General features: G+C 57.2%; 12 protein-coding genes. 6 read left to right on the forward strand and 6 right to left on the reverse strand.

Features of this window, described 5'->3' with window-relative positions:
- Positions 1–89: 89 nt before the first annotated feature.
- Both ACN0VL_RS05205 and ACN0VL_RS05210 read right to left on the reverse strand, forming a co-directional pair.
- Positions 90–587, reverse strand: coding sequence for a low molecular weight protein-tyrosine-phosphatase (locus tag ACN0VL_RS05205; protein WP_417615185.1), 498 nt, complete (start codon positions 585–587; stop codon positions 90–92).
- A 130-nt stretch (positions 588–717) separates the two neighbouring features.
- Complete coding sequence (locus ACN0VL_RS05210; protein WP_417615187.1) at positions 718–1,596, reverse strand: LysR substrate-binding domain-containing protein; 879 nt, start codon at positions 1,594–1,596, stop codon at positions 718–720.
- 219 nt (positions 1,597–1,815) lie between these two features.
- Here ACN0VL_RS05210 and ACN0VL_RS05215 point away from each other — a divergent pair, with 219 nt between their 5' ends.
- Entirely contained in the window at positions 1,816–2,715 is a 900-nt protein-coding gene (locus tag ACN0VL_RS05215; protein ID WP_417615189.1) for a DMT family transporter, read from the forward strand.
- A gap of 94 nt (positions 2,716–2,809) precedes the next feature.
- On the opposite strand, the gene ACN0VL_RS05220 is transcribed toward ACN0VL_RS05215, so the two are convergent.
- From ACN0VL_RS05220 to apbC, 3 genes are all read right to left on the reverse strand, one after another.
- On the reverse strand, positions 2,810–4,747 hold the full coding sequence (locus ACN0VL_RS05220) for an AsmA family protein (RefSeq protein WP_417615191.1): 1,938 nt from the start codon (positions 4,745–4,747) through the stop codon (positions 2,810–2,812).
- Positions 4,748–4,772: 25 nt separating this feature from the next.
- A complete protein-coding gene (dcd, locus tag ACN0VL_RS05225) occupies positions 4,773–5,354 on the reverse strand; it encodes a dCTP deaminase (protein ID WP_417615193.1) in 582 nt (193 codons plus the stop codon).
- A gap of 95 nt (positions 5,355–5,449) precedes the next feature.
- Positions 5,450–6,523 (reverse strand): iron-sulfur cluster carrier protein ApbC, encoded by a 1,074-nt coding sequence (apbC, locus tag ACN0VL_RS05230; protein ID WP_417615195.1) that lies wholly within the window; start codon positions 6,521–6,523, stop codon positions 5,450–5,452.
- A gap of 229 nt (positions 6,524–6,752) precedes the next feature.
- Between apbC and metG the strand changes: the two genes are divergently transcribed.
- Positions 6,753–8,789, forward strand: coding sequence for a methionine--tRNA ligase (metG, locus tag ACN0VL_RS05235; RefSeq protein ID WP_417615197.1), 2,037 nt, complete (start codon positions 6,753–6,755; stop codon positions 8,787–8,789).
- Between the two features lie 198 nt (positions 8,790–8,987).
- Here metG and ACN0VL_RS05240 read toward each other — a convergent pair whose 3' ends face one another.
- The gene (locus tag ACN0VL_RS05240) at positions 8,988–9,524 is read right to left on the reverse strand and encodes a winged helix DNA-binding protein (RefSeq protein WP_417615199.1); all 537 of its coding nucleotides are present in this window, start codon (positions 9,522–9,524) and stop codon (positions 8,988–8,990) included.
- A 250-nt stretch (positions 9,525–9,774) separates the two neighbouring features.
- Here ACN0VL_RS05240 and ACN0VL_RS05245 point away from each other — a divergent pair, with 250 nt between their 5' ends.
- The 4 genes from ACN0VL_RS05245 (at position 9,775) to ACN0VL_RS05260 (ending at position 14,506) form a co-directional block, all read left to right on the forward strand.
- Positions 9,775–10,521: a 5-oxoprolinase subunit PxpA gene (locus ACN0VL_RS05245; RefSeq protein ID WP_417615201.1), complete on the forward strand. Its 747-nt coding sequence runs from the start codon at positions 9,775–9,777 to the stop codon at positions 10,519–10,521.
- The gene (pxpB, locus tag ACN0VL_RS05250; protein WP_417615203.1) at positions 10,518–11,246 is read left to right on the forward strand and encodes a 5-oxoprolinase subunit PxpB; all 729 of its coding nucleotides are present in this window, start codon (positions 10,518–10,520) and stop codon (positions 11,244–11,246) included. Before ACN0VL_RS05245 ends, pxpB begins: the two co-directional genes overlap by 4 nt.
- Positions 11,243–12,193: a biotin-dependent carboxyltransferase family protein gene (locus ACN0VL_RS05255; RefSeq protein WP_417615205.1), complete on the forward strand. Its 951-nt coding sequence runs from the start codon at positions 11,243–11,245 to the stop codon at positions 12,191–12,193. The genes pxpB and ACN0VL_RS05255 overlap by 4 nt, the downstream gene beginning before the upstream one ends.
- A 462-nt stretch (positions 12,194–12,655) precedes the next feature.
- Entirely contained in the window at positions 12,656–14,506 is a 1,851-nt protein-coding gene (locus ACN0VL_RS05260) for a dipeptide ABC transporter ATP-binding protein (RefSeq protein ID WP_417615207.1), read from the forward strand.
- Positions 14,507–14,550 lie beyond the last annotated feature (44 nt).

Genomic DNA, 14,550 nt, shown 5'->3' on the forward strand with positions numbered 1-14,550 from the left:
ATGGCGTGTCGTGGGAGGTGACTGTGGTGCCTCTGGTATTCAGGTTCAAAGGTGATCAAATCTTTACTGTAATTGGTATTATTGGCCGCCTAGCGCCGAACGCTTCCTTTTTGATACTGTGCCAGCAGACCATCACAAGCCGACTCCACAAGATCCAGCACCTGTTCAAAGCCCTGCTCGCCGCCATAGTAAGGATCCGGTACCTCTTGCTCGGCGTGATCACTAAAGCTCAACAACAGCTTGAGTTTGTGTTGATGCTCGGCAGGACACAGCACAGACAGATCGGCAAGGTTATGACGATCCGCCGCCAAAACCAGATCAAAGTCGGCAAAGTCTTCCACGCTAACCTGGCGAGCCTGAATACCGCTAAAGTCATAGCCTCGCCGCTCTCCTGCCGCCCGCGCACGTACATCGGGCGCGGCACCGGTATGAAAGCCCAGGGTACCTGCCGAGTCGACATGCAGCGCAACACCGGCTCGCCGCGCCCGTTGGCGCAACACGGCTTCTGCGGTGGGAGAACGACAAATATTACCCAGACACACCATTAATACCTTTAATGCACCATTACTTTTCGATGACTCAGTCATGATTCAAGGCTCACTTATCAAGGTTGACGAACAACATCTATTTCTACAATAACTGACAGATCCTTACGGAGTGCTAATTTAAAATCAACAACCAGGGCAAACCGTGACCGTCAGCTTGATAGCTGACTCGTCAGTCACCCGTTGACACGGTTTCAATGTTGGCTTTTAGCCAGGGCAGTAATATCTGTTGCGCTTCTTGCTGACGAGCCTGGGGGCACACCAGATAGAACCCTCGAGGATCATCGGTGAACCGGCGCATCGCAATCAAGGCCCCTTCTCGAATATCTTCGGCTACCAGAATGTGAGGTGCCAGCACTATGCCCTGACCGGCCCGGGCAGCATCTATGGCCAGGCTGGTATGGCTGAGTCGCAATGTCGCCGCCTTGGTCTGATAAGGGAGCTGCCGAAACAGCCCCTGCCAGTGATCATGGGCATCACCAATCAGGGTGTGTGATGACAGATCCTCAATATCAACCTGACCATCGTGCTTCGCCAGGTAATCTGGGCTGCACAACAGACACAGGTTCAATCTGGTCAGCCGCTCCCAGTACAGTCCCGCACCAAACGGCGGCACACCCTGGCGAATGGCAAAGTCCACGGCATCGGTTTGAAAGTCAGCCAGCTGCTCGCTGGCCTCCAGTTGCAGATCAAGATGAGGATAGGACTGCCGAAAGTTTTTCAGCCGGGGGAGCAACCATTTGGCGGCAAAGGATGGCGTGACACTCAGGGTCATTCTGCTGCCAGTTGATACGAGATGACGGGTCGCCTCGTCGATCATCGACAACGCCTGGCTGATGGTGGCGTGATACTGCCGCCCTTGAGCGGTTAACGCCAGGCCTCTGGGCTCCCGCACAAACAAGGCGACGCCCAGCTCTGCTTCCAGCTGGCGTATCCTTTGAGCCACCGCACTCTGCGTCAACGCGAGTTCGTCGGCGGCAAGGCGAAAATTCAGCCGCCGGGCTGCCACATCGAACATACGGAGTGATGTCAGTTTGGGTTTAGGTACCATGAATATAGAGCCTGTAGATTTTCTACACCTTACCCCCATGAGATAACGTTTTTCCAATGCTGTCAATCTCGTCATGCTGGACCTGTCATTTTAATAGCGATCACATCAGGAGCAGCATATGCAAAAACAAAGCGTGGCGATGAGCGGTATTGCCGGCAACCCCGTGGGCAACCTCTGCATCACCCTCCCCCTGGATGACCATTTTGCGAGGGAAACAGAATGATGACTCTCATGCACAGACATGCTTCCTATATCGCCTTCGGCCTGCTGGGGGTGATTTGGGGCAGCAATTTTATCTTCATGAAATGGGCGGCCGACTGGATCACGCCATCGCAAGTGGCGCTGTTGAGGGTAATGTTTGGCTTTATGCCCATCTTGCTGGTCGGCCTGCTGACCCGCTCCCTGCGCTGGGCGCATCTGCGTCATGCCCATCACTTTATCGTGATGGCCCTGCTGGCCACCGCCATTTACTACTTTGCCTTCGCCAAGGGGACCGCCCTGCTGCTGTCGAGCCTGGCCGGCATGCTCAGTGGCGCCATTCCGCTGTTTACCTTTGTAGCAGCCCTGGCATTTTTGCGCAGTGAGCCTGTTAATGTGCGCTCTATTGGCGGCACCCTGCTGGGCTTTATGGGGATACTCTTGATTGCCCGTCCCTGGCAGAGCGCGGGAGCGGATATCAACCTGCCCGGGGTGCTGTACATGCTGCTGGGTTCATTGAGTGTGGGGCTTTCGTTTGTGTATGCGCGCAAGTTCGTCAGCCCGCTGGGGCTGCCTGCCCTGGCGCTGGCGACCTATCAAACGGGTTTCGCGCTCGCTCTGTTGCTGTGGGTCACCGAGCTCAAGGATATTGAGCGCCTGTTTGCACATCCCGGGCCCACCCTGGCGATGGTGGTGGGACTGGGGCTGCTGGGAACCGGCGTCGCTTATATTCTCTATTACTTTATCGTCAACCGGCTTGGGGCCATCGTGGCCTCGGGGGTCACTTACATACCCCCCGTCGTCGCCCTTTTGATTGGAGTCGTGCTCATCGGCGAACCCGTTCAAGGGCTCGATATTATCGCCATGCTGGTGATCCTGACAGGAGTCGGCCTGCTGCAATCCGGCAGAAAGCCGGCTTGAGGTACGGCCCGTGTCGTTTAATGTATTTGGTATTACCGCTCCGTGTATCAATAAAAAGGCCGCTTAAAGCGGCCTTTTTATATCGACATCCGGTTTACAGGCCCAGCCTGTCCAGCAAGCCGGGTAACTTGTCACCCAGCTTGTCGCCCAGTTGCTCACCGAGTTTTTCGTTCAGCTTGCGCTTGACCCGTTCGGCTTCCTTTTCGGCCTTGTCACGCAGATACAAATCAAATACCTGCTGCAGGTCCAGGCTGTATCTGGGCTCTTGATAAGTCCCCGCGATGCGGACCGGCAACAGAATATTCTTCAGCTCGCTGAGCTCTTCGCCATCCTGACCTTTCAGGCTTCCGACGATCGCGGTGTTCAGCAACACGTCCAGGGACTCATCCAACAGATTGGTTTCACCCTCGCCGTCGATGCGCAGCAAGGGCGATGCCATGTGCAGGTTATCGGTGCTGACCTTGCCCTTGGCGATGGCAAAATCAGCGGTCAGTGCACTGAAGTCGGTTTTTTCCACTGCATCTTCGGCCGGCAAGGGCAAACCCTTGACCTTGGCATGAGCGCGGCGGATCAGGGCCGCAATATTGACGCCATGCAAGGCACCATCGGCAACCCTCAATCCGGCGGTTCCCTTGACACTTTGTTTGATGGCGTCAGCCGTCAACCCGGCTCCCGTCAGATCAAATACCAAATCGGCACGGCCTTCCAGGTAATCGATGTCTGCGGCGGCCTTCAGCAACTCTCGTGCATTCACGCCGGTCAGCTGTTTTTGCACCTGAAACCGCGCCGGCTGCCGAGTGACATCCAGCTGTCCTTTGGCATCGATAGTGCCTTCATACAGCTGCGCCTGCACCGAGTCGAGGAGCAGCTTGCCCTGGTCAACCCGAATATGGATCTCGAGTTGTTCCATTTCGATACCGCTTGCCAGGACCTTGTCTGCAACCAACTGCCCATCCACTTTTATATTCTGCAGCAACGACACATCCGGCTCGGCAGAAGGTACCGCAGCGGACAAGGTTGCCGGAACGGCGCCATTTTCAGCGACTGGCTGATCTTCTTGCTGGTCGGCGCTGGCCGGGGTTGCCTGCCAGTCGGCCTGCAAGGCATCAATATCGAGCAACTGGGTATGCAGATTGAAAGTCAGCTCAGGCACGGCCAGATGGCGCACCGACAGCTCACCGGTCACGTCCAGTGCTCCCAGATCCAGGGTCATGTTGCTAAACTCGGCCAGTTTCTCATTGAGATCGTAGGCCAGATCTCCCTGCAACTTGAGTTGCTTGTTGCCGGGGATGGCACGACCGGTGGCGCCCGTGGTCAGCTCCAGCTCGTTCACGCGCAAACTGTCCAGGGTTGGCGCCAGCCAGAACTGACCGGTGGCATTGATATTGGCCTGAATATCGTCGGTAAACAGATTACCCGACAAGCTCAGGGGAACGGTTTGACCCGGCGCAAAATTGTCCAGCGTAAAATTAACACGATTCAAACGAGTAAGCTTGCCACTGGCATCGTTCTGCATGACCACTTCTGCATCCACCACCCGCACTCCCGCCAGGCTAATGCTCGGCGGTACGGTGGCCTCACCGGTCTCGGCCGGCTCACTCGCTGCTGTACTGGCGGGTTCGGCGGCGCTCTCGGCCGACAAGGCGCGCAAGTCGTCGATGTTGGTCATGCCGTCGGCACGGGTAATCAAATGCAGTCGCGCATTGCCCAACACCGCCTCGCCAATTTCCAGCCGGTTATCGAACAAGGGCTTTAATGCCACATCCAGGCTGATTTCCCCTACCGACAGGGTATTGCCTTTGGCAAACCCGGCCGGGTTAAGTAACGCCGCATCGTTAACGGTAAAGCCGATGGACGGAAAGAAGCGCCAGCTCAAGTCACCATTGATCACCAGGGTGCGGCCGGTTTTTTCCCGGGTTTGCTCTATCAGTACCCGTTTCACTCTGTCGGTATCGACTACCTGAGTCAAAATGACCAATGCCAGTACTATCAGCAGCACCAGGGCGCCAATGCCGTAAAGTAGCTTTTTCATGCGTGTTTATCCCGTGTTGCTGTTTTTAGTCCTGGTTGATGCGGCTGGCGTCCGCACCTTGCTGCGCTTTATATTTGGCATTGGCACGGCTCATGTAAGGCCGCTCCGCCGAACCGGACATGGTTTCAAAGTTGAGCGCGCCGATCACCATGTGCGGACGTAGCGCCAGCGGCAGCTTGCCGCCGTTATAAAACTCCAGCACGATACGCCCCGACCAGCCCGGATCGATACGGTGTGCCGTGGCGTGCACCATCAACCCCAGGCGAGCCAGGGACGAGCGTCCATCCAGCCAGCCCACTATGTTATCGGGCAGGGTGATAGATTCATGTGTCACCGCCAGTGCCAGTTCGCCGGGGTGCAGAAAGAAAGCCTCGCCATCGGCGATGTAGATTTCATCGCTCATTACCCGATCAATGGCGTCGGACACCTCGGCTTTAGGGCCACTCAAGTCGATATAAGGGGCGGTATGAGCCTGAAATACCCGAAATTCGTTGCCTAACAGTACATCAATGCTCACGCCACTTATCCGCTCGGGATCCGGCTCTGGGCTGATCTGAATAATACCGTCGGCCAGATAACGCTTAATATCGCGGTCACAAAGACGCATTAACACTTCCTCATTCAATTTAAAATAGGTTGCGGCAGCGACAACTCTTGCCATCCAAATGACAGCCGGGTCCGGCGCTGCCGCAACGGGTGTGATTAAACCAACCGAGTATACAGGCGGGTAGGAATGCTGTTGCCACTAAAATACAGGCTGCAGGATATACGGGCGGCCATGGTGAAATACAACTGCGACACAGCCCCCTCGGGATCGGCCACCAGCGTCGGCGTACCGCTGTCCATTTGGCGGCCTATGCTGGCATCCAGCGGCAGCTGCCCCAACAGCGGCACCTGATGCTGCTGGGAAACTCGCAAGCCCCCGCCTTCACCAAACATGGCCTCTTGATGACCACACTGGCTACAGAGGTGATAGCTCATGTTTTCTATCACCCCCAGCACCGGAATGCTCACCTTGCTGAACATGTTGATGCCTTTGACCGCATCGGCCAGGGCCACGTTTTGCGGCGTGGTAACCACCAGCGCCGCCGTGGTGGGGACTTCCTGGGCCATGGTAATCTGAATGTCTCCGGTACCGGGGGGCAGGTCGACCACCAGATAATCCAGCTCTCCCCAGCGGGTCTCGCGCAATATTTGCGCCAGCGCCTTGCTCGCCATGGGGCCCCGCCACACGGTGGCATCATTGGCACCCACCAAAAAGCCGATGCTGTTGGCGACAATGCCATGGGCCGCGATTGGCGCCATGGTTTTGCCGTCGTCGCTGGCCGGTTTGGCCTGGGTCACGCCCAGCATCATGGGAATGGAAGGACCGTAGACATCCGCATCCAGAATACCGACCCGGGCCCCCAGTTGGCTCAAGGCCAGTGCCAGGTTGACGGCCGTGGTCGACTTGCCCACGCCCCCCTTGCCGGACGACACCGCAATAATATTGCGCACCCCCGGCACATCCTGCGCACTGCTGGCATGGGCCAGGGTGGCGATGTCTTTGCCAAGCTGCCATTGTACCACCTTGGCACCGCTGGCCTGGCACAGTTCGGCATCCAGCTGCTGCAGGCTGGACTCGAGACCATAATCGACAAACGGCAGCACCAGTTTGATGGTCAGTGTGTCATCCGTCAGCGCAACATCACGCACAAAACCGGCACTCACAGGGTCACTGGTCCAGTGTGTCGGTGCAAACCGGCTCAGTACCGCCATAACCTGTTCTTTATTCATCCCTAATCACCCCAAAATGGATCCGTCCTGCACTCTATCAAAAAGCCCACAGCAGCGAAACGTTACCGGCACGGGCAAGTCACACAAACCCGACGCCAACGCCTTTCTGCCCGGTAAAAGACCCCGCGTGCGGGCTTTGCCCGTGAAAAAGCCGTCAGGGTGTGTATAACCTAAAAAAACTCGGGTAACATGAAGGGTCCCATCAAATTAACTTAACAGAATGGAAATTATGGCTACCGAACCTCGTAAGATACTTGTTACCTGCGCCCTGCCCTACGCCAATGGTTCTATCCACCTTGGCCACATGCTGGAGCATATTCAGGCTGATATCTGGGTTCGCTATCAACGAATGCGTGGCCATACCGTTCACTTCATCTGTGCCGATGATGCGCATGGTACCCCCATTATGCTCAAGGCCAAGCAGCTGGGTATCGATCCCGAGCAAATGATTGCCGCCGTGCAACAAGAGCACGAGGCGGACTTCAATCGTTTCAATATTGGCTTCGACAACTACCACACGACTCACAGTAGCGAAAACCGCGAATTTGCCGAGTTGATTTACGGCCGCCTCAAGAGCAACGGTTTTATTGAAAATCGTACCATTTCCCAGCTGTACGATCCCGAGCAAAAGATGTTTTTGCCCGACCGCTTCGTGAAAGGCACCTGCCCCAGCTGCAAGGCGGAAGATCAGTACGGTGACAACTGCGAAGTCTGTTCGGCCACCTACAGCCCGGCCGAGCTGATTAACCCGCGCTCTGCCGTGTCCGGCGCCACCCCCGTCATGAAAGACAGCGAGCATTTCTTCTTCGACCTGCCCCAGTTCAGCGGCATGCTCAAGGCCTGGACCCGCTCCGGTGCCCTGCAGGAAGAAATGGCCAACAAACTGGAAGAGTGGTTCGAGGCCGGCTTGCAGCAGTGGGACATTACCCGCGACGCCCCCTATTTCGGCTTCGAAATCCCCAACGCTCCCGGCAAATACTTTTATGTCTGGCTGGACGCCCCCATCGGCTACATGGGCTCGTTCAAGAACTACTGCGACAAGCGCGGCGATATCAACTTTGACGAATACTGGAATAAAGACAGCAAGACCGAGCTGTATCACTTTATCGGTAAAGACATAGTGTATTTCCACAGCCTGTTCTGGCCGGCCATGCTGGAAGGCAGCGACTTCCGCAAGCCCACCAATATTTTCGTACACGGTTATGTGACGGTGAATGGCGCCAAGATGTCCAAGTCCAAGGGCACCTTCATCAAGGCCGACACCTATCTCAACCACCTGGATCCCGAGTGTCTGCGTTATTACTACGCCGCCAAACTCTCCAGCCGCATCGACGATCTGGACTTGAACCTGAGTGACTTTGTGGCGCGTGTGAACAGCGACGTGGTCAACAAGCTGGTTAACCTCGCCTCCCGTAACGCCGGCTTTATTGCCAAACGTTTCAATGGCCAACTGGCGGCGAACTGTGCCGAGCCCGAGCTGTATGCTGAATTTGCGGCGGCCGGTGAACGTATTGGCCAGTTCTACGATCAGCGTGAATATGGCCGTGCCATTCGCGAAATCATGGCGCTGGCCGACAAGGCCAACCGTTATGTGGACGACAAGGCACCCTGGGTGCTGGCCAAGCAAGAGGGTAAAGACGATGAGCTGCAAGCCATTTGTTCCCTTGGCATCAACCTGTTCCGCGTGCTCATGACCTATCTCAAGCCGGTCATGCCCAAGCTGGCCGAGCGTAGCGAGGCCTTCCTCAACACCACCCTGAGCTGGAACGCGGTCGCCGAGCCCTTGCTGGATCATACCGTCAGCAAGTTCAGTGCCCTGTTCAGCCGCATGGATGCCGACAAGGTTGCCAACATGGTAGAAGCCTCCAAAGAAGATCTGGCTGCCGAGCAGGCCCAGACCAAACAGATCGCCGGTCTGCTGGCGGATGACCCCATCAGCGACACCATCAGCTTTGATGACTTCGCCAAAATCGACTTGCGCGTGGCCTTGATCAAAAAAGCCGAAGCCGTGCCCAAAGCCGAAAAACTGCTGCGCCTCGAGCTGGATCTGGGCGGCGAAACCCGTCAGGTATTTGCCGGTATCAAGTCCGCCTACAACCCGGAAGACCTGGAAGGCAAGCTCACGGTCATGGTTGCCAACCTGGCGCCGCGCAAAATGCGCTTCGGCCTGAGCGAGGGCATGGTGCTGGCCGCCGGTCCGGGCGGTAAAGACCTGTGGATCCTCGAGCCCCAGGACGGCGCCCAGCCCGGCATGCGGATTAAATAACGCAGCTGCGCAGAGCTTGAAGCGGTCAGCTTGAAGCTATCAGTAAAAAGCCCGGCATGTGCCGGGCTTTTGTTTGTCTGATATGTGGCTCGTTAGGCGTTAGGCGTTAGGCGTTAGGCGTTAGGCGTTAGGCGCATTGTAAGCGCCGCTGCAGCTGGCGAAAATAATCAGACAGACTGAAACATGTCAGAAACTACTTTATAGTGAGGCTGCTGAACGGGCTGCCTGATCATAGAGTCCGGACATGGCACGCAGTACTCTGGCTATCTGGTGCATGTCTTCCTTTGCGATACCCAGAGAAGACAATGACTCCACCAGACACGCCTCGCGGGTCTCGGCATATTGAGTGCAGATCTCTTTGCCTTCTTCGGTGGTGTTAAAAAAGCTCTCCTTGCCGTGCTTTTCACCGGCGACCAACCCCAGCTTGGTCAGCTTTTTCAGGGAGTAGCTCACGGTATGGCTGTCTTCCACATTCAGCACCAGACAGATATCCGCCAGCCGTTTGGCCCGGTTTCTGTGGTTAACGCTATGCAGTACCAGTATGTCCAGCGAGCCGAGCTCGGGCAGCCCTACCGCCGTCATGCAGCGCACCATCCAGCGATTGAAGGCGTTGCCCGCAATAATCATCCCGAACTCAAATTCCGACAGTTCACTGGCGTTACGCGACAGATGCTCAGAAGACACAATTGGCCCTCTGGGATCGGCGGCTCGGATACGGTTATTTTCGCTACTCATCAACGATTACTCATGGTATCAGGCAGATAACTTACGATCTGCAGGGTAATACTGAACAGGATAACATTCAGCAAAGTCAGAAAGTGCAGGGTAAATCAGCGCGGACGTTCTGCAAAATATTTTGTCGATTATATGAAACAACTCTATCACAGCTATTACTTTGCCATCAATTCACCGGTATTTTATTTGCATTTTATTGATAAATTATTAGATTAACACCCTGTGCGATAACTTAGAGGGAACTAACTGCATGTCTACACTACTGCTCAATGCCGATATGGGTGAAAGTTTTGGCCCCTGGGTCATGGGACTGGACCAGGACGTCATGCCCCACGTGGATCTGGCCAATGTGGCCTGCGGCTTTCACGCCTCGGATCCCGACATCATGCGCACTACGGTGCGTCTGGCCTGCCAGCATGGGGTCAGGGTGGGTGCCCATCCGGCCTACCCGGATCTGGTCGGCTTCGGCCGCCGCTCCCTGGCCTGCTCGGCCCAGGAAATAGAAAATCTGGTGCTCTATCAAATGGGTGCCCTCGCCGCCATCTGCCGGGCCGAAGGCACGCAACTCGCCTACGTCAAACCCCATGGTGCCCTCTATAACGACATGATGCAGGATGACGACAAACTGCTGGCGGTGATGCGGGGAGTGGCCGCCTTCGACCCGCAGCTGCCGCTGATGGTGATGGCCACCGCCAACCCGGCACCGGCCCGACGGCTGGCAAAACAGGCCGGGATCAGCCTGTGGTTCGAGGCCTTTGCCGACCGGGCCTATGATGCCAGCGGCTTTTTGGTGTCCCGCCGTTTGCCGGGCGCCGTACATCATGATCCCGAACTTATCGTCGAGCAGGCCAGGCGCATCGCCCTGGGCCAGCCGCTGACCTCCATCGATGGCAGCGAGCTACGGCTACAGGCCGATACCCTGTGCGTACACGGAGACAACCCCGAGTCGATTGCCGCCATCCGCGCCATTCGTCAGGCACTGGACGCCATCGCATGACCTTTCCCCCCCAAAACGGGCTGCCACGGCTGGAGAATGCCGGTATCGATGCCTGGCTGGTCCGGCTGTTCGACACCATAGACGAAGCCAACATGCCCTGGATCACCGCCCTGGTCGAAGCCTGCGAGCAGGCGTTAGGCGATAATCTGGTGGATATGGTGCCCTCCTACACCACAGTGCTGGTGCACTATGACTCGCTCAAGCTGGACGCGCAGCAGGTTAAGAATGTGCTGCAGTCGCTGCTGGTCGGGCTCACCGCCAACGACACCTGTGCCAATGCCGGCATCAAGGAACTGCCGGTCTGGTATGACCCCAGCGTGGGGCCCGAGCTGGCGCTGCTGCAACAGCAAACCGGCTTCAGTCTTGAACGTATCATCCAGTTGCACAGCGAGCACAGCTACCGGGTATTTGCCCTGGGCTTTGCCCCCGGTTTTGCCTTTATGGGCTCACTGCCTGCCGAACTGGAGCTGCCCCGGCTGAACACCCCCCGCAAACGGGTACCGGCGGGCAGCGTGGCAATCACCGGACGACAGACCTCCGCCTACCCGCAGGTCTCCCCCGGTGGCTGGAATCTGATCGGCCGTACCCCGGCCCGCTTGTTTGATCCGGAAAGCCAAGCGCTCAGCCTGCTCCAGGTGGGTGATAGGGTACGCTTCGTGCCGGTCGACAAAGAAGAATTTATTCGCCTCGGTGGCGATACCACGGCTACGGAAACCCTGTCATGACCCAGTTATCCAATAACGGTTACCTGAAGGTGATCAAGCCCGGACCGCTGACCACGCTGCAGGATGCCGGTCGCTTCGGCGTGCGTCGGCTGGGCATTACCCAGGGCGGCCCCGCCGATCTGCACGCCTGGGCCTGGGCCAACTGGCTGCTGGGCAATCCCTGGGGCACGCCAGCACTGGAAATTACCCTCGGCGGCCTGGAGCTGCAGGCCGAGCAGGACTGTAGCCTGGCACTCTGTGGCGCCGATCTGGGCGCGACTCTGGACGGTGCGCCGCTCGGCTGCTGGCAATCATTCCGCCTGCGCCAGGGCCAGACTTTACGCTTTGCCATGCCGGTAACGGGCGTGCGCGCCTATCTGGCGGTGACCGGCGGCTTTATCGCCGAGCCGGTACTGGGCAGCGTGGCCTGCGTGACCCGGGACGGGCTGGGCGGCCATTTGGGCAACGGCCGCAAGCTGGCCGCCGATGAACGACTGCCTTTTTCGATCCATGCCGACAAACTGCCACGGCGAACAGTGCCGGCAGCCGAACGGCTGGATTACCGCGCCCCCGCCAGTCTGGCGCTGACCCCCGGAGCCCAGGTCGCCACCTTTAGCGGTGACAGCCTGTTCCGGGCCTTTAATTCCCCCTGGACAGTGGATACCCGGGCCGATCGCATGGGAGTGCGCCTGCTGGGCCCGGCCCTGCGCTGCACCCTGAATTCGATGATCTCGGAAGGCATCGCCCTGGGCGCAGTACAGGTGCCCCCCGACGGCCAGCCCATCGCCCTGCTCAACGACCGGCAGACCATAGGCGGCTACCCGCGGCTGGGCACACTCACGCCCCTGGCCTGCGCCCGTCTGGCCCAGTGCCCGGCCGGGCACCAGGTACGGTTCAAGGCCACCGCCATAGAGGCGGCCCAGCACCAGCACCGCCGGTTTCGGCTCCATTTCAGCAGCGACCGATAAGCATGCCTTATGCCGATTACATTAAACAATCGTTCTATCCGGTTGCCATACCAAGCCCGAACAAAGGGTCCGCTCCACCGACCCGCTGCAAGCACCTCCCTGTGACGCTCAGCACATGACGTCCCTGTCATGTGATGGTCGGTGGAGCAGATCCCTTTGTCCTCCTTGATGATACAGAGTCGCCTGTTAGCACTGTCTTCGGGCAACTCGGTGTACCAGGTGGCTGCCGGACAACCCCAACAAAACAACATTAAAACGTAAACAAATTATAGGTAAAATGATGCCATTTTATTGACACAGTGAACCAACACTTTTAACCTCTGTGCATAATATTGAGCCTCATAGCCACTTTTAATCCAGACTGAACAAAGCAGCGACCGAGAAAGCAGGGTCATCCACCCGGATCCAGCACAAAAACTGCCCTGCTTTTATCAACGGAAACACACAAGGAAGTTGAACAAGATGAAGACCAAAGCCCCCTTACTGTCCGTCGAATCACTGAGTGTCAACTTTGGTGCCAACTGTGTGGTCAATAATCTTTCTTTTAGCATCTATCCGGGGAAAACCCTGGCCATCGTCGGCGAATCCGGCTCTGGCAAGTCGGTCACCTCCATGACCATCATGCGCTTGATTGACCATACCAACGCCACCATTACCAGCGGCTCTGTGATGTTCAACGACGGCCAGCAATGCAGTGACCTGACTCAACTGACCGACAAGGCGATGCGCAAGATACGAGGCAAGGACATTGCCATGATCTTCCAGGAGCCCATGACCTCTCTCAATCCGGTTTACACCATAGGTGACCAGATCACCGAGGTGCTGATGTTGCACGAGCAGCACAGCAAGGCCTCTGCCCGGGACGAAGCCATCCGGCTGCTGAAACTGGTGCGCCTGGCCGACGCGGCCGATCTGATCACCCGCTACCCTCACCAATTGTCGGGGGGGATGCGCCAAAGGGTCATGATTGCGATGGCGCTGGCCTGCAAGCCCAAATTACTGATTGCCGATGAACCCACCACGGCACTGGATGTCACTATTCAGGCCCAGATCCTGACCATCATCCGGGAACTGCAGCATGAGCTCGGCATGGCGGTTATTTTTATTACCCACGACATGGGCGTGGTAGCCGAAGTGGCCGATGATGTGGTGGTCATGCGCCATGGCAAGAAGGTAGAAGAAGCCTCTGTTGAGGCTATTTTCAATCAGCCGCAACACCCTTATACCCGCGCCCTGCTCTCGTCGGTCCCCAAGCTGGGCTGCATGAAGGGGGAATCCTTGCCACGTATCGACCCGCTCATGGTGCTCAACGGCGACACCATAGATATCGTTGGTACCCGCAAGGTTCAGGATACCGCCCGGTTTAACGAGCCGCCCCTGATCCAGGTCAGTAACCTGGTCACCCGCTTCGATATTCGCAAAGGCTTCTTCGGCGGGGTCAGTCACAGGGTGCATGCGGTCGAGCAGGTCAACTTCAACATTTACCCGGGCGAGACGCTGGCACTGGTCGGTGAGTCGGGTTCCGGTAAATCGACCATTGGTCGTACCATTCAGCAGCTGCAGCAGGCCACCAGCGGCGATATACGCTTTGAAGGCAAGTCGCTATCGAGCATGAACCGGCACGAGCAGATGCGACTGCGCCAGCAGATCCAGTATATCTTCCAGGATCCTTTTGCCTCCCTGGATCCCCGTAAAACCGTCGGCTTTTCCATTGCCGAGCCCATTCACACCCACGGCCTGATTCTGGATCAAAAGGCGGTGACCCGACGTGTTCATGAACTGCTGGAGCGCGTCGGCCTGACCGCAGCCCAGGCCGAGCGGTACCCCCACGAGTTTTCGGGCGGTCAGCGCCAGCGTATTTGTATTGCCCGCGCCCTGGCCTCCAACCCCAGGCTCATCATAGCGGATGAAGCCTTGTCGGCGCTGGATGTCTCCATTCAGGCCCAAATCATCAACTTGTTCATGGAGCTGCAGCAAGAACAGGGACTGGCCTATCTCTTTATCAGCCACGATATGGCCGTAGTGGAAAAAATGAGCCACAGGGTCGCGGTCATGCACCTGGGACAAATCGTCGAGATGGGGCCACGCCAGGCCGTTTTTGATACGCCATGCCATTCTTATACCCAGCGCCTGCTGTCTGCCGTTCCGGTGGCAGAGCCAGGCAAACGCAAAAACCGTCCCTTGCTTGAAGGGGAAATACCCAGCCCCATTCGTAAAGTGGGAGACGAACCAGCCATTCTGACCCTAGAAGAACTGACACCGGGCCATTTTGTATCCAACGAACAACAGTACAAGAACGGTCTGAGAGCCTGAAAGGGATCTTCAATTCTGGCCTGCACAGGCCTTAAAAAGGAGTT

Origin of the sequence: Oceanisphaera sp. (assembly GCF_048268965.1) — a bacterium.
GTDB lineage: Bacteria > Pseudomonadota > Gammaproteobacteria > Enterobacterales > Aeromonadaceae > Oceanimonas.

Excerpts from the sequence above, each read along its gene's own strand:
- ACN0VL_RS05205 (WP_417615185.1), bottom strand. The coding sequence starts at position 587 with ATGACTGAGTCATCGAAAAGTAATGGTGCATTAAAGGTATTAATGGTG.
- ACN0VL_RS05210 (WP_417615187.1), bottom strand. The coding sequence starts at position 1,596 with ATGGTACCTAAACCCAAACTGACATCACTCCGTATGTTCGATGTGGCA.
- ACN0VL_RS05215 (WP_417615189.1), top strand. The coding sequence starts at position 1,816 with ATGATGACTCTCATGCACAGACATGCTTCCTATATCGCCTTCGGCCTG.
- ACN0VL_RS05220 (WP_417615191.1), bottom strand. The coding sequence starts at position 4,747 with ATGAAAAAGCTACTTTACGGCATTGGCGCCCTGGTGCTGCTGATAGTA.
- dcd (WP_417615193.1), bottom strand. The coding sequence starts at position 5,354 with ATGCGTCTTTGTGACCGCGATATTAAGCGTTATCTGGCCGACGGTATT.
- apbC (WP_417615195.1), bottom strand. The coding sequence starts at position 6,523 with ATGAATAAAGAACAGGTTATGGCGGTACTGAGCCGGTTTGCACCGACA.
- metG (WP_417615197.1), top strand. The coding sequence starts at position 6,753 with ATGGCTACCGAACCTCGTAAGATACTTGTTACCTGCGCCCTGCCCTAC.
- ACN0VL_RS05240 (WP_417615199.1), bottom strand. The coding sequence starts at position 9,524 with ATGAGTAGCGAAAATAACCGTATCCGAGCCGCCGATCCCAGAGGGCCA.
- ACN0VL_RS05245 (WP_417615201.1), top strand. The coding sequence starts at position 9,775 with ATGTCTACACTACTGCTCAATGCCGATATGGGTGAAAGTTTTGGCCCC.
- pxpB (WP_417615203.1), top strand. The coding sequence starts at position 10,518 with ATGACCTTTCCCCCCCAAAACGGGCTGCCACGGCTGGAGAATGCCGGT.
- ACN0VL_RS05255 (WP_417615205.1), top strand. The coding sequence starts at position 11,243 with ATGACCCAGTTATCCAATAACGGTTACCTGAAGGTGATCAAGCCCGGA.
- ACN0VL_RS05260 (WP_417615207.1), top strand. The coding sequence starts at position 12,656 with ATGAAGACCAAAGCCCCCTTACTGTCCGTCGAATCACTGAGTGTCAAC.